Below are 20,434 nucleotides of genomic sequence, written 5' to 3' on the forward strand. Positions count from 1 at the left end.
CTCAAGGAACGGACGCTTCCTTTGTACTCACCCGAGAGACTCTCAGGCTTTCCTCCGGGCGCTTCCCTTCGGTCTTGCGTTTCCGACTCTATCAGTGTTTTTCCGGCCCCCTGACCACCGTTCCGCAGGCATGCGGAAGATGATCCAAAGTCAGGATCCACTCACAAGTTGGGTGCCGCCCGGTCCGAGCGCGCTCTTCGGCGTCGCTCACCCCCAGGCAGGAGTACGACTGTACAGCGGGCGGCGGAGCGGGTGCAAATCCATTAAGCTAGTGGTCTAGACCACGATGGCGCTCTCGTGCGGAACCGGCAGTTCATGTGACATACCCTGCTGCACAGTGCGCCGTCCGGGTCTGGCAGTGACGGCCCCTGTACATCTCCACCCCTGGGAGGCTTCCCATGACCACCGTGACGTCCCCTCTGGCAGGACGCGCCATCGGACTGGCGTCGGTGCCGGATCCGGTCTTCTCCGGGGCCATGGTCGGCCCGGGCACGGCGATCGACCCGGTGCGTGAGCCCTCCGAGGCCGTCGCCCCCGTGGACGGCGTCATCGTCTCTCTCCACCCGCACGCCTTCGTCGTGGTCGACGCCGACGGGCACGGCGTGCTCACCCACCTCGGCATCGACACGGTGCAGCTCAACGGCGAAGGCTTCGAGCTCCTCGTGAACAAGGGGGACACCGTCACCCGGGGACAGGGCATCGTGCGCTGGAACCCGGCAGCGGTGGAAGCGGCCGGCAAGTCGGCCGTCTGCCCGGTCGTGGCACTGGAGGCCACGGCTGACTCCCTGGCCGAGCTCCGTGACGACGGCGACGTGAAGACCGGCGACGTTCTCTTTTCCTGGCAGTGATGCCGTCCTGGCAGTGATGCCGCCGCCGTCGTCATGACGGCACGTAGAACAACCACCGCGGCGGCGGGACCCGCCGCACTATCGGAGACGGGTGAGATGGAGACAACGCTGCGAGGCGTCGGGGTGAGCCACGGTGTGGCCATCGGCGAGGTTCGGCACATGGGGACGGCGGTGCTCGAACCGCCCGCCAAGCAGATCCCGGCGGAGGACGCGGAGCGCGAGCAGGGGCGCGCCCGCCAGGCCGTGGAGGCGGTGGCGGCCGATCTGATCGCGCGGGGCAACCTGGCGGGCGGCGAGGCCCAGGCCGTGCTCGAGGCGCAGGCGATGATGGCGCAGGACCCCGAGCTGATGGCGGACGTGGACCGGCGGATCGCCGTCGGCAGCACAGCCGAGCGAGCCGTCTACGACGCGTTCGCCGCCTATCGGGAGCTGCTCGCCGCTGCCGGGGAGTACCTCGCGGGCCGGGTGGCCGACCTCGACGACGTGCGGAATCGTATCGTCGCCCGGCTGCTGGGCGTTCCGATGCCGGGTGTGCCGGACAGCGACGAGCCCTATGTGCTGGTCGCCCGGGACCTGGCGCCGGCGGACACCGCTCTGCTGGACCCGACGCTGGTGCTCGGTTTCGTCACCGAGGAGGGCGGGCCGACCAGCCACAGCGCGATCCTGGCGCGTGCGCTCGGTGTGCCGGCCGTCGTGGCGCTGCCGGGCGCCGGTGAGCTCGTCGAGGGGACGATGATCGCCGTCGACGGCAGCACCGGTGAGATCTTCGTGAACCCGAGCGAGGAGAAGAAGGCGCAGCTGGAGGCCGCGGCGGCGGAGCGCCGGGCGGCGCTGGCCGCGTCGACCGGTCCGGGCGCCACCGCCGACGGCCACAAGGTGCCGCTGCTGGCGAACGTCGGCGGTCCGGCGGATGTGCCGGCTGCCGTCGAGGCGGGCGCCGAGGGCGTGGGCCTGTTCCGTACCGAGTTCCTTTTCCTGGACGACAGCAAGAACGCGCCGTCCGAGGAGAAGCAGGTCACGGCGTATCGGCAGGTGCTGGAGGCGTTCCCGGAGGGGCGCGTCGTCGTGCGGGTGCTGGACGCGGGCGCGGACAAGCCGCTGGAGTTCCTGACTCCGGCGGACGAGCCGAACCCGGCGTTGGGCGTGCGGGGTCTGCGGACGCTGCTGGACCACCCCGACGTGCTGCGGACCCAGCTGACGGCGCTGGCGAAGGCCGCCGAGGGGCTGCCCGTCCACCTTGAGGTGATGGCCCCGATGGTGGCGGACCGTGCCGACGCGAAGGCGTTCGCGGACGCGTGCCGTGAGGCGGGGCTGCGGACGAAGTTCGGCGCGATGGTGGAGATCCCGTCGGCCGCGCTGCGGGCCCGTTCGATCCTTAAGGAGGTCGAGTTCCTGTCGCTCGGCACGAACGACCTCGCGCAGTACACCTTCGCCGCCGACCGGCAGGTGGGTGCGGTGTCCCGGCTCCAGGACCCGTGGCAGCCCGCGCTGCTCGACCTGGTCGCGCTGTCCGCGGAGGCGGCCAGGGCCGAGGGCAAGAGCTGTGGCGTCTGCGGTGAGGCGGCGTCGGATCCGCTGCTCGCCTGTGTGCTGACCGGTCTGGGTGTCACCTCCCTGTCGATGGGGTCGGCGTCGATTCCCTATGTGCGGGCGACGCTGGCGAAGTACACGTTGGCGCAGTGCGAGCGGGCGGCGGCTGCCGCTCGGGCGGCGGACAGCGCCGAGGAGGCGCGCGGCGCGGCGCAGGCGGTGCTGTCCGGCGAGTAGTCGGGCCGCGCAGGCGTTCGGTCGGTCGTTGCGTCGGTCGGCCGGTGAGTGAGGAGGGGCGCTCCGCCTTCGGGGGGAGCGCCCCTTTCGTGTGTCAGTGGCGGTGGTCCGGTGTGGGGCCTCGCTGTCCGGGCTCTCCCTGCCGGCCGAGGTCGGGCGGTGCGCAGTAGTCGACGTCCGGCTCCGGGGAGATGAGGTCTCCGGATTCGACGTCGGTGCAGTAGGCGTCGAAGACCTCGGCGGCGGTCAGGGGTTCGAGTCCCTCGTCGCGCAGGCGCCAGCCGCAGACGCGGTCGGGGGCTGCGGGGGCGCTGGTGCGCATGACGAGGCCGCCGGGGCCGTGGGTGGTGAGGCCGACGGCGAGGACGGTGGTGAATTCGAGGGCTTCCGCCTCGTCGAGGGAGGTGGATCCGTCCGTCGCCCGGTCCGCGTGGAGGGCGGCGACGAGGGTTTCGGGTGTTCCGGTGACGCTGCACACGAGGTGCCGGTCGCCCGGCGGTGCGGTGTCGAGGATGCGGACGAGCAGGTCGGACGCTCGGGTGAAGGCGGCGCGGCCGATGTCCTCGCCGCAGGTGGCGCAGGGGCCGAGTCGGGCCAGGAGGGTGGCCGCGTACTCCCAGGTGGCCTGGCGGACGGCTTCGTCGACGAGGGCGGGCACGAGGTCGGTGAGCGGCTGGCCCTCGTAGGGGAGGGTGGGGCCGGTGGTGGCGAGTTCCGCGGTGAAGCGGCCGCGGTGGGCCGGGACGTCGGGGTCCAGGCCCTTGCCGGTGCAGAACTCGGCGTATTCCTGTGGGTCGAAGAGGGCGACGGTGGTGTGGATGCCCTGGAGGGCGCGGGTCTTGAGGAGGGACTCCACTTCCCGGAGGTAGACGTGGTGGTCGTCGAAGGTGAAGCTGCGGTAGTGCCGCATGGCACGGAAGTCGTGTTCGTCGGTGAGCAGGCCGATGGTGCCGGCGATCTCGCGGCGCAGAACGCGTCGCATGGTCTGGCGGTCGGTGTGTGCCATGGTTTCCCCCTGTGTGCACGGTCGATCAATGCTCACTCACAGTAATCGAGGGCACTGACAACGGGTCCTGCGCCGGGGGGCGGCTCCTGCGCCGGGGGCGGGCGTCAGGCGCGTTTGCGGGCGAGATCCTCGTAGAAGTGGAGCAGGTCGAGGTCGTCGATGGAGCCGGGGTTGACCGCCTTCTCGAGCGGGGTGCCCTGGAGGAGTCGTTTGACGGGGACCTCGATGCGTTTTCCGGTGAGGGTGTGCGGGATTCCGGGGACCTCGATGACCTCGTCGGGGATGTGGCGCGGCGAGAGCTGTTCGCGGATGGCGCGCTTGATGCGGTCGCGGAGGGCGTCGTCGAGGACGGCTCCGGGGGCGAGGTGGACGAAGAGGGGCATCCAGTAGCCGCCGTCGGCCTGTTCGATGCCGATGACCAGGGATTCCTTGATCTCGGGAAGGCGTTCGACGGCTTCGTAGATGTCGGCCGAGCCCATGCGGACGCCTTGGCGGTTGAGGGTGGAGTCGGAGCGGCCGTGGATGACGACGGAGCCGCGTGAGGTGACGGTGATCCAGTCGCCGTGGCGCCACACGCCGGGGTAGGTGTCGAAGTAGCTGTCGTGGTAGCGGCTGCCGTCGGGGTCGTTCCAGAAGTGGACGGGCATGGACGGCATGGGGTTGGTGACGACGAGTTCGCCGACCTCGTCGACGAGGGGCCGGCCGGCGGGGTCCCAGGACTGGAGGTCGGTGCCGAGGCCGGGGGCCTGGAGTTCGCCCGTGTACACGGGGAGGGTGGGGACGGCTCCGGCGAAGCAGGAGCAGACGTCGGTGCCGCCGCTGACGGAGGCGGTCCAGAGGTCGGCCCCGCTCTCCGCGAACTCGTCGTGGAGCCAGCGGAAGCCGTCGGGCGGGAGCGGTGATCCGGTGGTGGCGACGCAGCGGACGGTGGAGAGGTCGAAGTCGCGGGCCGGGTGGACGTCGGCCTTGCGGCAGGCCATGACGTAGGCGGCCGAGGTGCCGTAGAGGGTGGCGCGTGTGCGTTCGGCGACGCGCCACTGGGCGGCGGTGTCGGGGTAGCCGGGGCTGCCGTCGTAGAGGACGACCGTCGTGCCGGTCAGGAGGCCGGAGACGAGGAAGTTCCACATCATCCAGCCGGTGGAGGTGTACCAGAAGAAGCGGTCCTCGGGACCGAGGTCGCAGTGCAGGCCGAGTTGCTTGAGGTGTTCGACGAGGATGCCGCCCTGGGACTGGACGATGGCCTTGGGCAGTCCGGTGGTGCCGGAGGAGTAGAGCACCCACAGGGGGTGCTCGAACGGCACCTGTTCGAAGACGGGTTCCGTGTCCCCGGCGGTCAGGTCCGACCATTCCAGGGCTCCTTCGGGTGCGTCGGAGCCGAGGAGGGGGATGTGGACGACCGCGCGCAGGGTGGGCAGTTCGCGGCGGAGTTCGGCCACGGTCTCGCGGCGGTCGTGCTCCTTGCCGCCGTAGCGGTAGCCGTCGACGGTGAACAGGACGACGGGTTCGACCTGCTGGAAGCGGTCGAGGACGCTGCGGGCGCCGAAGTCGGGGGCGCAGGAGGTCCAGACGCCGCCGACGGCGGCGGTGGCGAGGAGGGCGACGACGGCCTGCGGGACGTTGGGCAGGTAGCCGCTGATCCGGTCGCCGGGGCGGACGCCGAGGGCGCGCAGTTCGGCCGCGAGGGAGCCGACCTGGCGGCGCAGCTCGGACCAGGTCACCGGGCGCGGTTCGTGGGTCTCGTCGACGTGGAGGAGGGCCGGTTCGTCCGCGCGGGTGGCGCTCGCGCGCAGGGCGTGCTCGGCGTAGTTGAGCGTCGCTCCGGGGAACCACTGGGCGCCGGGCATGGAGCGGTCGCCCAGCACGCGCGCGTAAGGGGTGGAGAACCGGACGTCGAACCATTCCGTGACGGCTTTCCAGAAGGTCTCGAGTTCGTCCACGGACCAGCGGTGCAGGGCGGGGTAGCCGCCGTCGGCGGGGGCTCCGTGGTGCTCGGCGGCCCAGGTCTGGAATCGGGTGACCTGTGCTCGGGCGATGCGCTGCGGATCGGGCCGCCAGAGCGGCTCGGGGTTCACGGTCGACATGGGGCGGCTCCCGGGACTGTGCGCGTCGTGTGCGTCGACCGCGCACGTGCTGGGGTGTGCGCGTGACGCGGCTGACACGGACGATGCCATGTGATCGACTTCTGCACCAGGGTGTGCCCCACACAGTCCGCGTCATGAACATGTGGTCCCAACACGGGTGAACGGCAGTTGAACGCGACACGCGTGTGCGGCGGTCAGTGACAGGGTGAACAGCATGAACGGTCGTGACCTGGTGCGTTCGATGAAGGCGGTCGGTTCCATGGGGACCGCCCGAGGGTTGCGCACCGTGCGGGCGGCGTGGCGCAGGCGGCGCGTCGACGCCGCGGGGCTGCCGGCGCGGGGCGCGGAGCGCGCGCGGGTGCCCGGACAGGTGGTGGCGGCGGAGCCGGGGCCCGGGGGCGGGACGATCCGGTTCGGCCGTTCGGAGCTGCGCATCCATGTGGCGGTGAACGGGGCCGTGTTCTGGGGCTGGGACGGGGCCGGTCCGGAGCCGTCGTACGCGCTGGCCGCGGGCTGCCCCGAGGCCGATCCCCGGGCGGCTCTGGAGCCGGACAAGGACGGCGGCTGGCGGGTCGTGGCCGAGCGGGTGACCGTGGTGGTCTCGCGGCACGGCGCGATCGAGGTGTGCACGCCGGGCGGGGTGACGCTGCGGCGTGATCTGCCGCCGCGGTGGTGGGAGCCGGAGGGCGGGGAGCCGGGCCGGTGGATGCTGCGGTCGGAGGTGGCGGCGGACGCGCGTTTCTTCGGCCTGGGCGGCCGGGCGTCGGGGCCGCGTCTGCGCGCGGGGACGTACCGGCTGTGGAACACGGATTCCGGGCGCGCGTTCGCGCGCGGGGACGGTCCGCCGCACATCACGACACCCCACGTCACAGCGCCCCACGCCACGACGCCGCACGTCGGGATGCCGGTGCAGTGGGTGGTGGCCGACGCGGGAGTGCACCTGGCGTTCTACGACTCCTCGTGGGACGGCACGGTGGTGCTGCGGGAGGGCGAGGAGGGGGCCGGCTCCGGGCACGACCGGGCGGGGACGTCCGAGCTGCGGATGGACGGCGGGCCCCTGCGCTGCTGGGTGGTGGTGGGCGCTCCCGCGCGCGTGCTGCACGTCTGGGCGTCGCTCACGGGGGCGCCGGCGCTGCCGCCCGCCTGGGCGCTGGGCCGTCATCACGCGTATCGCGCGCGGTCGGGCCCGGGGAACGAGCAGGACGTGCGGCGCGTCGTCGCGGGCCATCTGGAGCACGGGCTGCCGCTGGACGCGGTGCACCTGGACGTCGACCATTTCGACGACCGTCAGGTGTTCACGGTCGACGAGGAGCGCTTCCCCAAGCTGCCGGTGCTCGCCGAGGAGCTGCGCCGGGACGGGATCCGGCTGGTGTCGGTCGTCGATCCGGCGGTGAAGGCGGCGACCGGCAACGCCGTGCATGACGGCGGTGCGGCGGCGGACGTGTTCGTGCGGGACGCCTCCGGGCGGCTCGTCGAGGGGGTGGGGCGGGCCGGCGAGGCGGTGTTCCCGGACTTCACGCACGCGCGTGTGCGTGCGTGGTGGGGCGGTCTCTACGCGGAGCGGCTGACGCAGGGGTTCTCCGGTTTCTGGCACGACAGGGACGAGCCCACGTCGTTCACCGCCTTCGGGGAGCCGACGCTGCCCCGGTCGGCCCGGCATGCCCTGGAGGGGCGCGGCGGCGATCATCGTGAGGCGCACAACGTCTACGCCCTGTGCATGGCCAGGGCGGGCTACGAGGGGCTGCGGGAGCTGCTGCCCGAGGAGCGCCCGTTCGTTCTGTCGCGTTCGGGCTGGGTGGGCCTCCAGCGGTACGGGGGCGTCTGGTCCGGGGGCGTCGCGTCGGGCTGGCCCGCGCTGCGGGCTTCCCTGGCGCTGGTGATGGGGCTCGGGCTGTGCGGGGTGCCGTACTCGGGGCCGGACGTGGGCGGCTTCGGCGGGGGCCCTTCGCCCGAGCTGCCTTCGCCCGAGCTGTATGTGAGGTCGTTGCAGCTGGGGGCGTACCTGCCGCTGTTGCGTACCCGTGCGGGCGCGCGGGCGGGGCGTGGGGAGCCGTGGGAGTTCGGCGCCGAGGTGCTGGAGCACGCGCGTGTGGCGCTCGCGGAGCGCCGGCGGCTGCTGCCGTACTTCGTGACGCTGGCGCATCTGGCGCGGCGTACGGGGGCGCCCTATGTGCGTCCGCTGTGGTGGGGGGCGCCCGAGGACCGGGCGCTGCGCGACTGTGAGGACGCGTTCCTGCTGGGTGACTGTCTGCTGGTGGCTCCGGTGCTCGATCCGGGTGCGGACCGGCGGGCGGTGCGGCTGCCGCGGGGGCGCTGGTACGACACGGCGACCGGGAGGTCGTACGCGGGGCCGGGGCAGGTGGTCGTCGACGCGTCGTTGGAGAGGATTCCGGTGTTCGCGCGCGCGGGGGCAGTCATACCGGTGCGTGGGGAGGACGGCGGGCTGGAGCTGGAGGTGTGGGCGCCGGCGCGGGGGCGGACGGGCGGTGGCCTGGTGGTGCGGGACGCGGGCGACGGCTGGGGGGAGCCCGAGGTCGAGCGGTACGTCGCCCGCTGGGAGGGCGGCCGGGGTGTCGTGGTGGAGCGGGAGGGGGAGGACGGCGTGTGCGAGCCGTCCCACCCGGTACGCGTGCGGGGACTGGCCGGGCCGGCTCAGATGTAGCGGCCCTCGAAGAACGCGCGTGCGGCCAGCGTGTGCAGGGGGAAGGCCAGGTCCTCCGGCCCGCGCAGGAGGTGCCAGCCCTCCGTCTCGTCGGTGGCGGCCGAGGCCGGGAGGCGGTCCGCGGGACGCTCGGGCAGCAGGCCGAAGAGCAGGAGGTGGCCGTTGGGGGAGCTCATGGCGTCGGCGAGCCGTACGTCGCGGCTCTCGGCCTCGATGCCCGTCTCCTCCCTGAGTTCGCGGACGACGGCGTGCTTCCAGTCCTCGCGGTCGTCGATGTAGCCGCCGGGAAGGGCGATGCCTCCGTCGGCGGGGGCGATGGTTCGGGTGATGACGACCAGGGCGGTGCCCTTGGTGTCGTACACGGGCTGGAGCGCGACGGCCACCGGCAGCGGGTTGCGGTAGGCGACGCTCGTGCAGGCCGGGCAGGTGCGGGGCCAGCCGGTGACGCCCTCCCCGTAGGGCGATCCACAGCTCGAACAGTGGGAGTCGCGCGGGGAGTTGGAACTGGAGTGCTGAGTTTCGGACACGCGGCGGACTGTATCCGATCGAGGGACGGCGTCGCGCGCGGGTGACGTCACCTGCGGCCTTGTGCGGGTCCGCGGGCGGTACTGCCCAAGCGGTGGCGAGCGTGGCACACTTCTGACGTTCCGTCAGATCGCTTGTACCGGGGAGGGGTTGTGGCAGATACGCGCACACCTGTGGTCGCCGGGTGGTTCGCCGGGGAGGGCGAGGACTTCGCCCTGCTGGGGACGCGCTGCTCGGCCTGCGGCTCGGTCTTCTTCCCCCGCGAGGACACGCTGTGCCGCAACCCCGCCTGTCCGGGCGGTGAGTTGGCGGAGGTCCCGCTGTCGCGGCGGGGGCGGATCTGGTCGTACACGGACTGCCGCTACCGGCCACCGTCACCCTATGTGACCGACCCGGAACTTCCGTGGGTGCCGTACGCGTTGATCGCTGTGGAGCTGGAGTCCGAGCGGATGGTGGTGCTGGGACAGGCGGCTCCCGGGATCACCGTCGCCGATCTGGCGGTGGGCATGGAGGTGGAGGTCGTACCCGGCGTGCTCGGCGAGCACGCGGGGACGACGTGGACGACATGGCACTGGCGGCCTACGGAGGCGACGGGGGTGGGGCGATGACCGCGGACGTGGCGGTGCTCGGCGTGGGCATGCACCCCTGGGGCAAGTGGGGGCGCGGCTTCGTCGAGTACGGCGTGGCGGCGGCGCGCGCGGCGCTCGCCGACGCCGGTCTGGACTGGCGGGACGTCGACGCGATCGTCGGCGCGGACACGGTGCGCGGCGGATACCCGGGGTATGTGGCGGGGGCGACGTTCGCCAGGGCCCTGGGCTGGCAGGGGGCGCGGGTCACGAGCGTGTACGCGGCGTGCGCGTCGGGGGCGCAGGCGATCGACGCGGCGCGGGCGCGGATCCTCGCGGGGCTGGCGGACGTGGTGCTCGTGGTGGGGGCCGACGCCGCGCCCAAGGGGTTCTTCCGTCCGGCGGGAGGAGACCGTCCCGACGATCCGGACTGGCTGCGGTTCCGGGTGCTCGGCGCGACCAACCCGGCGTACTTCGGGCTGTACGCGCGTCGCCGGATGGCGGTGCACGGGGACACGCTGGAGGACTTCGCCCAGGTCAAGGTGAAGAACGCCGCCATGGGGGCGCTGAATCCGCACGCGCGCTACCGCAAGCGGGTCACCGCCGAGGAGGTCGCCGGCTCGGCGGTGGTGGCCGATCCGCTGCGCCTGCTGGACATCTGCGCGACCTCGGACGGCGGGGCGGCCGTCGTGCTGGCCGGCATGGAGTTCGCCCGTCGGCACGGGCAGGCGGATCCGGTGCGGATCCGGGCCGTGTCCACGGTGACGCCCCGCTACCCCAGCACGGTGCTGGATCTGCCGGACATCGCGACCGACTCGTCGGCGGCGGTGGAGCCGGCGGGCGGGACGTTCCGGGCGTCGATCGCCGCGGCCGCCTACGAGGAGGCCGGCGTCGGACCGGAGGACCTGTCGCTGGCCGAGGTCTACGACCTGTCGACGGCCCTGGAGTTGCAGTGGTACGAGGATCTCGGGCTGTGCGGTGAGGGCGAGGGGGCCAAGTTGCTGCGGGAGGGCGTGACGGCTCCCGGGGGGCGCGTGCCGGTGAACGCGAGCGGTGGTCTGGCCTCGTTCGGGGAGGCGGTGCCGGCGCAGGCGATCGCCCAGGTCTGCGAGGTGACCTGGCAGTTGAGGGGGCAGGCGGGCGATCGTCAGATCGGCGGCGCGCGCGTGGGGATGACGGCGAACCAGGGCCTGTTCGGGCACGGGTCGGCGGTGGTCGCCGTGCGCTGAGCGGCCGTAAGGCCACCGCGCCCGCACCTCACAGGGCGTCAACTCAATGTCCCAACCGATGCCGTCGGCCTCCTTGACGCTCCCTGGGCTCCGGTGAACACTTCCCGGTGTCAGCCGACATCGCCGTACATTCACGGCGTACCAGGCACCGCGCCGCGCGGGCCCTCCACCCGAGGCCGGCCCACTCCCCCACGGGCGATTCGGCTACGACGGCACGCTCGTCACGGACGCCGGGCGGGGCGGCGCGGGACCTCCCTGCCTTGGCCGACGCAGCCATGGGAACCGCACCCTGCACAGCGCACCGGGGTCGATCGCCCCCGGGCCGGGCCTAGGAGCCGCCATGAGCAACGGAGACATCTTCGTCGGCGAAGTCATCGGAACCGCCATCCTCATCCTGTTCGGCGCGGGCGTCTGCGCCGCCGTCACCCTGAGACTCTCCAAGGCGCGGGCCTCGGGGTGGATCGTGATCGCGTTCGGCTGGGGCTTCGCCGTGCTGGCCGGGGCGTACACCGCCGCGCCGCTGTCCGGCGGGCACCTCAACCCGGCCGTCACCCTGGGGATCGCCGTCGACACGGGCGAGTGGGGCAAGGTCTGGGTCTATGTGCTGGGCCAGATGGTCGGCGCGATGCTGGGCGCCGTCCTCGCCTACCTGGTGTATCTGGCCCAGTTCCAGGCGAACGTGCGGGAGACGGGCACCACGGAGGGCACGGCCGAGGAGCCGGTGCCGACGCTCGGGATCTTCTCCACCATTCCCGAGATCCGCAATCCGGTCGCCAACCTGATCACGGAGATCATCGCGACGGTCGCGCTGGTCCTGCCGATCCTCGCGTTCGGCCTGACCGAGGGCCTCGGCGAGTCCGGCACGCTCGTGCTGATCGTGTCCCTGCTGGTCGTCGGCATCGGTCTGTCCCTCGGCGGGCCCACCGGCTACGCGATCAACCCGGCGCGCGACCTCGGTCCGCGCATCGTGCACACCTTCCTGCCGATCCCGAACAAGGGCACCTCCGACTGGGGTTACGCCTGGATCCCGGTCGTCGGCCCGCTGATCGGCGGAGCGCTCGCCGGACTGCTCTACAACGCAGCCTTCTGAAACCGGCCCAAGGGGTAGCCATGACGGACAACGCCGAGAAGTACGTCGCCGCGATCGACCAGGGCACCACGTCGAGCCGCTGCATCATCTTCGACCGCGACGGCGCGATCGTCGCCGTCGACCAGCGGGAGCACCGCCAGATCTTCCCCAAGCCCGGCTGGGTGGAGCACGACGCCACCGAGATCTGGTCGAAGGTGCAGGCGGTGGTCGCCGGGGCGATCGCCAAGGCCGGGCTGCGCACGGAGCAGATCAGCGCGCTCGGGATCACCAACCAGCGTGAGACGACGGTGCTGTGGGACCGCGCGACGGGCAAGCCCGTGCACAACGCGATCGTCTGGCAGGACACCCGGACCGCCGCGCTCTGCCACGAGCTGGGCGGCGGCGACGGACAGGACCGGTTCCGGGAGCAGACCGGACTGCCTCTGGCGAGCTACTTCTCCGGGCCCAAGGCGGCCTGGCTGCTCGACCACGTCCCCGGGCTCAGGGACCGTGCCGAGCGCGGCGAGATCGCGTTCGGGACCATCGACTCCTGGCTGATCTGGAACCTCACCGGCGGCGTCGACGGCGGCCGGCACGTCACCGACGTGACCAACGCCGGGCGCACCATGCTGATGAACCTCGAGACGCTCCAGTGGGACGCCTCCATCCTGTCCGCGATGAACGTGCCCGAGGCCGTCCTGCCCGAGATCAGGTCCTCCGCCGAGGTGTACGGCACGGCCGTGGGACAGCTCGCCGGTGTGCCGGTCGCGTCGGCGCTGGGCGACCAGCAGGCCGCCGTGTTCGGGCAGGCCTGCTACGACGTGGGGACGGCCAAGAACACGTACGGGACGGGCAGTTTCCTGCTGCTGAACACCGGCAACCGGCCGGTGCCGTCGAAGAACGGGCTGCTCACCACGATGGGCTACAAGATCGGCGGGGAGGCGCCCGTCTACTGCCTGGAGGGGGCGATCGCCATCACCGGGGCGCTCGTGCAGTGGTTCCGCGACCAGCTCGGCATCATCCGCTCGGCGGACGAGATCGAGTCCCTGGCGGCGAGCGTCGACGACAACGGCGGCGCGTACATCGTGCCGGCGTTCTCGGGCCTGTTCGCGCCGTACTGGCGTTCCGACGCGCGCGGTGTCGTCACCGGGCTCACCCGGTACGTCACCAAGGGGCATCTCGCGCGCGCGGTGCTGGAGGCGACGAGCTGGCAGACGCGGGAGGTCGTGGACGCCATGTACCAGGACTCCGGGGTGCGGATCACGACCCTGAAGGTGGACGGCGGCATGACGAAGAACAACCTGCTGATGCAGCACCAGGCGGACGTGCTGGACGTGCCCGTGATCCGGCCCCGGGTCTCCGAGACGACCTGCCTGGGAGCGGCGTACGCGGCGGGGCTGGCGACCGGTGTGTGGAACGACCTCGACGAGCTGAAGGCGCACTGGCGGCGCGACGCCGAGTGGACGCCGTCGATGGAGGCGCCGGTGCGCGACCGCGAGTACCGCAACTGGCGCAGGGCCGTGGAGAAGAGCTTCGGCTGGCTGGAGGACGGCGAGGGGTAGCCCTCCCTCCCGCCCTTCCGAGAGACGCGGCTCGTACCCCTGTCGGCGGGGGTACGGGCCGTGCGCGGCCCGGCCTCGTCGATGAGGCTCGTGAGGCTCAGGTGGTGACGGGGCTGCGGTCGGCGCCGTACTCCATGGCGTGCTGGACGACGCCGACGAGGATGTCCTTGGCCGATCCCCGGTCGCGGGCGTCGCACAGCAGGACGGGGATGTCGTCGTCGAGGTCGAGGGCCCGGCGCACGTCCTCGGCGGGGTAACGGGCCTCGCCCTCGAAGCAGTTGACGCCGACGATGAAGGGGATGTCCCGGCGTTCGAAGTAGTCGACCGCGGCGAAGCAGTCCTCCAGACGGCGGGTGTCGGCGAGCACGACGGCGCCGAGCGCGCCCTCGGAGAGCTCGTCCCACATGAACCAGAACCGCTCCTGTCCGGGCGTCCCGAACAGGTAGAGCACGAGGTCCTCGCGCAGGGTGATGCGGCCGAAGTCCATGGCGACGGTGGTGGTGTGCTTGCGTTCGACGCCCGTGGTGTCGTCGACCGGGCGGCCGGCCTCGGTGAGGTGCTCCTCGGTCCGCAGCGGTCTTATCTCGCTGACCGCGCCGACGAGGGTGGTCTTGCCCACGCCGAAGCCGCCGGCCACCAGGATCTTGAGCGTGACGGGCTCGACGGGGGGCTTGCCGCGCTCAGAACGCCCGAAGATCATCGCTTGCTTCTCCTGCTTCTCCTGCTCGAGGGGGTCACAGTGCTCGGAGGCCGTTGATCACGTCGCGGAGAATACTCTCGTCGGGCAGTTCGGCCGGGGGCACGGGACGGTTCACATGGACGAACTCCGCGTCCACGAGGTCGCCGACGAGGACCCGGACCACGCCGACGGGCAGGTCGAGTCCGGCGGACAGCTCGGCCACCGACTGCGGCGCCTCCCGGCACAGTTCCACGATGTGCACATGCTCCGGGGACAGCGAGGGGTCGTCCTCCGCCTCGTCGGCGTGCGGCTCGGCGACGACGACCGCGATCAGGTCGAGGCGGTGCTGGACCGCACTGGTCGTGCGGCCGCGCGTCATCGCGTACGGGCGGACGACCGGTCCGGCCTCGTCGTCGAACCAGCGGCTGCTTCCCTGACCGTCTGTGCTCATGCCGTCCCACTACCCGCCTGAGGGCAGATCGGTGCGCGGAGCGGTCGCCAGATGTGCGCCGACCCGCTTCACGAGGAGCGTCATCTCGTACGCCACGAGACCGACGTCGGAGTCGGCGTCCGCGAGGACGGCGAGGCAGCTGCCGTCCCCGGCGGCGGTGACGAAGAGGAACGCCTCGTCGAGCTCGACGACGGTCTGGCGGACGCTGCCGGCCTCGAAGTGACGGCCCACGCCCTTGGCGAGGCTGTGGAAGCCGGAGGCGACGGCGGCCAGGTGCTCGCCGTCCTCGCGCGTCAGGTCCTTGGAGACTCCCGTGGCGAGACCGTCGCCGGAGAGCACGACGGCCTTGCGGATGCTGCCGACGCGGTCGACGAGTTCGTCGAGGAGCCAGTTGAGTTCGCCGTTGCCGGTGGTGGTGTGGCCGGTCGCCTTCGGTGCGGTCATCGACCGTCCCCCTTTGTCGTTCCTCGTGGTGCTGTGCCGCTGTGGGCGTCGTCGCCCGCGGCGTTCTCTGCGCGGCCGCGCTGCCAGCCGCGCTGGAGCGAGGCCATGCGGCTGCGGACCTCGTCGGCGTCCCGGTCCGCGGGGTCGGCGCGGTCGGTGGCGCCGGAGGCGGGGCCCTGCCGCAGTTGCGGGGCCAGGTTCGCCTGCCGTACCCGTCGGGGCAGGGCGCTCTGGAGGCCGGGCGCGCCGGCCGGGGGCTGTGCCGGTCCGTCCGCGCCGGCGCCCGGTGCGGCGGCGGGCTGCTGCCGGGCGCGCCGGGGCAGGGCGGGCGGCTGGGACGGCTCGTCGGCGGGGACGCGGCCCGGGTGGTCGGCCGGGCCGGCGCCGCGCGGGATCTGGGGTGAGGCCCCTCGTCGGCGGGAGGGCAGGGGGGCGGGGGCGTCGTCCTCCGGTCGCCGTGCGCCGGGCCGGGGCGGGAAGTCGTCGACGGCGTCGGCGCGGCGGGACCGCTGGCCGGTGACGGGGCGGCCGTGGGAGCTGACCAGCTTGGGCGTCCGGCGGCTCGGCAGGGGCACGGGGGCGGCGGCCGGTGCGTCGGCGGCGGGCCGCTCGGGGCGCGGGGTCCCGAGGCGCGGGTCGCCGCCGTCGGCGGCCGGTTCGGCCTGGGCGCGGGGCAGGGAGCGGCGCGGGCGGAACAGGGCGCCGTGGGCGTCGTCGCCGTCCAGGCGGACCGGGAAGCCGTCGAGGGCGTCCAGGTCGACGGGCGCCTCCAGTTCGACGGGGCCGTCCAACAGGGCGGCGGGCACTCCGGGCAGCGGCACCGGGGTCTGGGAGAGCGCGGCGCGGCGGACGTCGGCGGTCTCGGCCTCCATCGCGGGGCGGGGGCGGTCGAGGCGGAAGCCGATGCCGTTGGTGTCGGGGACGTCGTCGGTGAGCAGCGCGTCTGGGATGAAGATGACGGCGGTCGTGCCGCCGTACGGGGAGGGCTGGAGGGAGACGCGGACGTTCTGGCGCTGGGCGAGCCGGCTGACGACGAACAGGCCGAGCCGGTCGGTGTCGGACAGCTCGAACTCGGGGGTCTCGGCGAGGCGGAGGTTGGCCTCCAGGAGCGCTTCGGGCGCCATGCCGAGGCCGCGGTCGTGGATCTCCAGGGTGAAGCCGTTGGCGACGCGGTCTCCGAGCACCTGCACGGCGGTGTGCGGCGGGGAGAACACCGTGGCGTTCTCCAGCAGTTCGGCCACGAGGTGGGTGAGGTCGGCGACGGCGGGGCCGGTCACGGCGACGCGGGGCAGCCGGCGGACCTCGATGCGCTCGTAGTCCTCCACCTCGGCGACGGCGGCGCGCACGATGTCCATCAGCTGGATGGGCTTGCGCCACTGCCGTGAGGGCGCGGCGCCGGAGAGGATCACCAGGCCCTCGGCGTGCCGGCGCATGCGGGTGGTGAGGTGGTCGAGGCGGAAGAGGTCGGCGAGTTCCTCGGTGTCCTCGGTGCGGCGCTCCATCGTGTCGAGCAGGGTGAGCTGCTTGTGCAGGAGGACCTGGCTGCGGCGGGCGAGGTTGACGAAGACCTCGGAGACGCCGGCGCGCAGTTCCGCCTGTTTGACGGCGGCCTCGACGGCTGCGCGCTGGAGGGTGTTGAGGGCCTGGCCGACCTCGCCGATCTCGTTCTTGTCGTATTCGAGGCGCGGGACCTCGGTCTCGACGTCGACCTGTTCTCCGGCGGAGAGGCGGCGCATCACGCTGGGCAGGCGCACGCCGGACGCCTCGTGGGCCTCCAGCCGCAGCTGCCGCAGGTCGCGGATGTGGCCGCGGCCGATGCGCACGGACAGGAAGAGGGAGAGGAGGAGGGCGATCAGGCCGAGGACGCCGGCGACGACGGCCTTGACGATGACCTCGGTCGCCACGGGGCGGACGCGGTCCTGGTAGCGGTCGTTGGCCTGTTCGTCGAGGGCGCCGAGTTCGGCGAGGACGTTCGCGGCGGCGGTGTCCCAGGTCTTGGCGGTGACGCCGCGCGGCATCTCGCCGGGGGTGGCGGAGACGACGGCCTGTTCGGCGGTGCGCAGGGGTGCGGTGGTGGCGTTCTTCCAGAAGCTCTCGTAGCGCCGGCGTTCCGCGGTGGGCAGCTGGGCGAGGCTGATGTCGTAGATGACGTTCCGCTGGGCCTCCAGGTCGGAGACGTCGCGGATCTCGTCGCGGGAGAGACGGCCCACGACCAGGGCGGAGCCGAGGAGGGCGTCCTCCTGGGAGAGGAGTTCGCGCGCGCGGGCGACGCTGACGAGGGCGCGGTACTGCTTGTCCATCTCGACGCTGTCGACGACGTCGAGCCTGGCCAGCAGGGCGTAGCAGGGCTCGATCAGGCGGTTGTAGAGGTCCAGGGCCTGGGACCGGGTGAGGGTGCCCTCCTGGACGCTGCGGCGCAGGGAGTCCATGCCGTCGAGGGCGTCGAGCACGGCGGTCAGGCCCTCGCCCTCGTCCTGGTCGAGGACGTCGCGTACGTCGGGGTCGGCGGCGTTGGAGCGGATCTCGGCGAGGGCCTCGTCGGTGGCGTTGCGGGTGCGGCTGAGCGCGGAGAGCGCGTCGGCGGCGCGGGGGTCGGCGAGGTAGACGAGGGTCTGGCGGCGCTCCTGCTGGACGAAGCGGACCGTGTCCTCGATCGGGTAGCCGATCTTCTCCACGAGGTCCGACACGGTGAACAGGCGGCTCGCCTCACGTCCCGTCAGGACGGTGGCGAAGCCCCAGATGGCGGTGAGGGACACCAGCGGCACGAGGAGCAGCGCCACGATCTTCCGGCGGATGGACTTCCCGCGAAAGCGCATGGCCTCCCCCAGCTCGGACCCCCACCGGTCAGGGGGTACGCATGTGCGTCAACAAACGGCGCGAGCCTACTACCGACGCACAGCGAACTCGAAGACGTGTCCGGAACCTGAACGTCCGTATCGACGTCGAGGCGTGCTGAGTTGTCCGGGTATCCGGCAAGTTGGCCGCCCGTGCGGCGGGTTCGGGGGCGGGAACGGAACGGATGCGCGCAGGGGGCGGGTTGGCCAGAATTTTTCCAAACTCGGGAATCTTCGACGTGTGTTCCTCGTCCTACTGATTGGGAATCGGGGGTGGAATCGGCCACACGAGCCGCATGACGCCCCTGGGCGGCGTAAAAGAACGCAAGCCGGGCAGCAGAGGGGAGCCGGTCCTTTCGGACCGGGGCAAGCTGTCTGCCGGCGGTGGGGAGTGACACGGTGATGGGCACGGCGGAGCGGCGCATGGCGCCCGAGGACACGGCGCGGGCCGGTGCTTCGGTGAGGGCGGAGAGCGGCGGCGGAAGAGCCGGGGGTCAGGAGCGGTACGCCTACCGGCCGTTGTGGATCGAGGAACCGGCGCGCCGGCGCCGCCTTCCCGACCCGGTGCGTACGGCCGCCGTGCGCGCGGTGATCATCATCGCCGTGACGCTGCTTCAGGCCATGGTCGCGTTCCTGTGCACCATGGCCGGGTCCTGGCTGGCCTTCCCGATGGTGATCAGCAGCGTGGTCAGCACGGTGGTGGCGACCTGGGGCGCGCTGGACGTCTGGGTGACCCGGCAGGTGTGGAACCAGCGCAACGGCGTGGTGTCGGCGCCGAGCAGCACCGCGCGTGCGCTGCGCCAGGAGCGTCGCCGGGCCCGTCGGCAGGCGAGGGTCGCCGCGCGGAGCCAGGAGCGGATACGCCGGCAGCGCGGCGGGGCCGGGCAGCTTTCCCACTCGTAGGCAGTGCGCTTCGGCGCAGGCAGCGGCCTCCTCGTGGGCGGTGCCCTTCTCGTGGGCGATGCCCTTCGGGCGGTCATGACGCCGCTGTCGTCTCCCTCGTCTCCGTTGTATGCGTCGTCTGCGTCGTCTCGCGGGCCAGTTCGCGTCGGGCCCGCATGAAGGGGCGCGGGCGGTTCACGGAGAGGGCCGCCGTCGTCCGTCCGTCGCGCTCGTAGAGCGCCAGGAAGCCGTCCTCGGTGACGCCCTCGGCGACATCGCCCTCGACAACGCGGACTCTGTCGCCCTCCCGGCGACGGCCGGCGAACTGGAGGCGTGCGCCGTACTGGTCCGACCAGAAGTACGGCACCGGGCGCGAGGTCTCGACGGTCCGGCCTGCGAGCAGGTTGGCCACGGCGACGCGGGGCTGCTCGGTCGCGGAGGTCCAGTGCTCGGCGCGGACTCCGCCCACGCGGGCCACGTCTCCCACGGCGACGACCTGCGCGAGGGCGGTGACACAGCCGTCGTCGCAGAGGACGCCGTCGTGCAGGGCGAGCGTGGAGCCCGCCAGCCAGGCGGTGTTGGGGATGACGCCGATGCCGACGATCACTACGTCGGCGGGGAGCGTGCGGCCGTCGGCGAGTTCCACGCCGGTGACGGCGGCGGTGCCGCGCAGAGCCGTCACACCGGTGCCGGTGACCAGGTCCACGCCGCCGCGCCGGTGCAGCCCGGCGCAGACGGCGGCCATCTCCCGGCCCAGTTGGGGGACGAGCGGGAGCGGGGCGGCCTCCACGACGGTGACGCGGTGGCCGAGGGCGGCGCAGGAGGAGGCGGTCTCGGCGCCGATGAATCCGCCGCCGATGACGACGACCCGGCTCGGGCCCCGGGTGAGGTCCTGTCGCAGGCGCCGGGCGTCGTCGAGGGTGCGCAGAGTATGGACGCCGGCGAGTCCGTCGGCCGGGAGCCCGCGGGCGGAGGCTCCGGTGGCGATGACCAGGCCGTCGGTGGTGACGGTGCGGCCGTCGTCGAGGAGCACGGTGCGGCCGCGGGCGTCCAGTCCGCGGGCCCGGACGCCGAGGATCCACTCGGCGGACAGGTCGGCGCGCTCCTCGTCGTCGGTGAGGGCGAGCGCCGCCTCGTCGGCCGAGCCGGTGAGGAAGTCCTTGGAGAGGGGAGGACGGTCGTAGGGGGCGTGGGGCTCGTCGCCGATGATCACCAGACGTCCGTCGAAGCCCTGGGCGCGCAGGGCGCGGGCCGCGTAGAGGCCGGCGAGGGAGGCGCCCACGACGGTCACGGTCCTCATGCGGTGCGGTTCCCCTCGGAGCGCGTGGGCGTTGTGTTCACGCCGCCGTCCCTTCCTCCGCCGCCACGTGGACGTGGACGACGCCGTCGTCGACGGTGACGCGGTGGGTGCGGACGGGGCGGCGGGCCGGCAGACAGGTCGGCAGGCCGGTGCGCAGGTCGAACGAGGCGGCGTGCAGCGGGCATTCGACGAGGCAGCCCTCCAGCCAGCCCTCGGAGAGGGAGGCGTCCTGGTGGGTGCAGGTGTCGTCGATGGCGTACAGCACGCCGTCCTCGGCGTGGAACACGGCGACGGGCGGGGTGATGTCGACGCGGACGGACTCACCCTCGGGGAGGTCTTCGAGGCGGCAGACGGGAATCACGGGCCCCCCTCTCGGTCCGGGACACGGGTCCCGGCCTTGTGGTCCAGGCGCAGCTGGAGTTCGTGGAAGTTCTCGGGAACGCGGGCCGGCTTCGCTCCGGACCCTCGTCGGTCCGGGCTCCGGGCCGGCGACAGCTTCGCTGTCGGCACTCCGAGCCGTTCGGCCCCC

The 20,434-nt window shown here is 72.6% G+C and carries 17 protein-coding genes; 8 read left to right on the plus strand and 9 right to left on the minus strand.

Going from position 1 to position 20,434, the window contains the following annotated elements; all coding sequences use genetic code 11:
* Positions 1 to 398 precede the first annotated feature (398 nt).
* Together ACFYX4_RS36675 and ptsP are read left to right on the plus strand one after the other, a co-directional pair.
* Positions 399 to 848, plus strand: coding sequence for a PTS glucose transporter subunit IIA (locus ACFYX4_RS36675; RefSeq protein WP_389343213.1), 450 nt, complete (start codon positions 399 to 401; stop codon positions 846 to 848).
* A gap of 96 nt (positions 849 to 944) precedes the next feature.
* Positions 945 to 2,615, plus strand: a complete 1,671-nt coding sequence (gene ptsP / locus ACFYX4_RS36680) for a phosphoenolpyruvate--protein phosphotransferase (protein ID WP_389343216.1) — start codon at positions 945 to 947, stop codon at positions 2,613 to 2,615.
* A 94-nt stretch (positions 2,616 to 2,709) separates the two neighbouring features.
* Here ptsP and ACFYX4_RS36685 read toward each other — a convergent pair whose 3' ends face one another.
* Together ACFYX4_RS36685 and ACFYX4_RS36690 are read right to left on the minus strand one after the other, a co-directional pair.
* Positions 2,710 to 3,621, minus strand: coding sequence for a hypothetical protein (locus ACFYX4_RS36685; RefSeq protein WP_389343219.1), 912 nt, complete (start codon positions 3,619 to 3,621; stop codon positions 2,710 to 2,712).
* A gap of 104 nt (positions 3,622 to 3,725) precedes the next feature.
* A complete protein-coding gene (locus ACFYX4_RS36690; protein WP_389343222.1) occupies positions 3,726 to 5,702 on the minus strand; it encodes an acetoacetate--CoA ligase in 1,977 nt (658 codons plus the stop codon).
* Between the two features lie 214 nt (positions 5,703 to 5,916).
* On the opposite strand from ACFYX4_RS36690, the gene ACFYX4_RS36695 reads away from it, so the two are divergent.
* Complete coding sequence (locus tag ACFYX4_RS36695; RefSeq protein WP_389343225.1) at positions 5,917 to 8,364, plus strand: glycoside hydrolase family 31 protein; 2,448 nt, start codon at positions 5,917 to 5,919, stop codon at positions 8,362 to 8,364.
* Here ACFYX4_RS36695 and ACFYX4_RS36700 read toward each other — a convergent pair.
* The gene (locus ACFYX4_RS36700; protein ID WP_389343228.1) at positions 8,355 to 8,891 is read right to left on the minus strand and encodes an NUDIX domain-containing protein; all 537 of its coding nucleotides are present in this window, start codon (positions 8,889 to 8,891) and stop codon (positions 8,355 to 8,357) included. The two genes, ACFYX4_RS36695 and ACFYX4_RS36700, sit on opposite strands and share 10 nt — an antisense overlap.
* A gap of 171 nt (positions 8,892 to 9,062) precedes the next feature.
* Here ACFYX4_RS36700 and ACFYX4_RS36705 point away from each other — a divergent pair, with 171 nt between their 5' ends.
* From ACFYX4_RS36705 to glpK, 4 genes are all read left to right on the plus strand, one after another.
* Complete coding sequence (locus tag ACFYX4_RS36705; RefSeq protein ID WP_389343456.1) at positions 9,063 to 9,497, plus strand: Zn-ribbon domain-containing OB-fold protein; 435 nt, start codon at positions 9,063 to 9,065, stop codon at positions 9,495 to 9,497.
* Complete coding sequence (locus tag ACFYX4_RS36710) at positions 9,494 to 10,684, plus strand: lipid-transfer protein (protein ID WP_389343231.1); 1,191 nt, start codon at positions 9,494 to 9,496, stop codon at positions 10,682 to 10,684. Before ACFYX4_RS36705 ends, ACFYX4_RS36710 begins: the two co-directional genes overlap by 4 nt.
* A gap of 340 nt (positions 10,685 to 11,024) precedes the next feature.
* Positions 11,025 to 11,774: an MIP/aquaporin family protein gene (locus ACFYX4_RS36715; RefSeq protein ID WP_389343234.1), complete on the plus strand. Its 750-nt coding sequence runs from the start codon at positions 11,025 to 11,027 to the stop codon at positions 11,772 to 11,774.
* A gap of 20 nt (positions 11,775 to 11,794) precedes the next feature.
* Positions 11,795 to 13,315, plus strand: coding sequence for a glycerol kinase GlpK (gene glpK / locus ACFYX4_RS36720; RefSeq protein WP_389343237.1), 1,521 nt, complete (start codon positions 11,795 to 11,797; stop codon positions 13,313 to 13,315).
* Between the two features lie 97 nt (positions 13,316 to 13,412).
* Here glpK and ACFYX4_RS36725 read toward each other — a convergent pair whose 3' ends face one another.
* The 4 genes from ACFYX4_RS36725 to ACFYX4_RS36740 are packed head-to-tail and all read right to left on the minus strand — an operon-like array spanning position 13,413 to position 17,705.
* A complete protein-coding gene (locus ACFYX4_RS36725) occupies positions 13,413 to 14,015 on the minus strand; it encodes an ATP/GTP-binding protein (RefSeq protein WP_389343240.1) in 603 nt (200 codons plus the stop codon).
* A gap of 34 nt (positions 14,016 to 14,049) precedes the next feature.
* A complete protein-coding gene (locus ACFYX4_RS36730) occupies positions 14,050 to 14,445 on the minus strand; it encodes a DUF742 domain-containing protein (protein ID WP_389343243.1) in 396 nt (131 codons plus the stop codon).
* Between the two features lie 9 nt (positions 14,446 to 14,454).
* Complete coding sequence (locus ACFYX4_RS36735; protein WP_389343246.1) at positions 14,455 to 14,889, minus strand: roadblock/LC7 domain-containing protein; 435 nt, start codon at positions 14,887 to 14,889, stop codon at positions 14,455 to 14,457.
* The gene (locus ACFYX4_RS36740; RefSeq protein WP_389343249.1) at positions 14,886 to 17,705 is read right to left on the minus strand and encodes a nitrate- and nitrite sensing domain-containing protein; all 2,820 of its coding nucleotides are present in this window, start codon (positions 17,703 to 17,705) and stop codon (positions 14,886 to 14,888) included. The genes ACFYX4_RS36735 and ACFYX4_RS36740 overlap by 4 nt, the downstream gene beginning before the upstream one ends.
* 441 nt (positions 17,706 to 18,146) lie before the next feature.
* On the opposite strand from ACFYX4_RS36740, the gene ACFYX4_RS36745 reads away from it, so the two are divergent.
* Positions 18,147 to 18,626 carry a hypothetical protein gene (locus tag ACFYX4_RS36745; protein ID WP_389343252.1) on the plus strand — a complete coding sequence of 160 codons (480 nt, stop codon included), beginning with the start codon at positions 18,147 to 18,149 and terminating at the stop codon, positions 18,624 to 18,626.
* Between the two features lie 73 nt (positions 18,627 to 18,699).
* Here the strand turns inward: ACFYX4_RS36745 and ACFYX4_RS36750 are convergent, their stop codons facing one another.
* Together ACFYX4_RS36750 and ACFYX4_RS36755 are read right to left on the minus strand one after the other, a co-directional pair.
* Positions 18,700 to 19,905 carry an NAD(P)/FAD-dependent oxidoreductase gene (locus ACFYX4_RS36750; protein ID WP_389343255.1) on the minus strand — a complete coding sequence of 402 codons (1,206 nt, stop codon included), beginning with the start codon at positions 19,903 to 19,905 and terminating at the stop codon, positions 18,700 to 18,702.
* A 37-nt stretch (positions 19,906 to 19,942) separates the two neighbouring features.
* Positions 19,943 to 20,266 carry a bifunctional 3-phenylpropionate/cinnamic acid dioxygenase ferredoxin subunit gene (locus tag ACFYX4_RS36755; protein ID WP_389343258.1) on the minus strand — a complete coding sequence of 108 codons (324 nt, stop codon included), beginning with the start codon at positions 20,264 to 20,266 and terminating at the stop codon, positions 19,943 to 19,945.
* Between the last annotated feature and the right edge of the window lie 168 nt (positions 20,267 to 20,434).

The sequence above is a fragment of the Streptomyces sp. NPDC002328 genome, from assembly GCF_042890065.1.
In the GTDB taxonomy this organism is placed as follows: domain Bacteria; phylum Actinomycetota; class Actinomycetes; order Streptomycetales; family Streptomycetaceae; genus Streptomyces.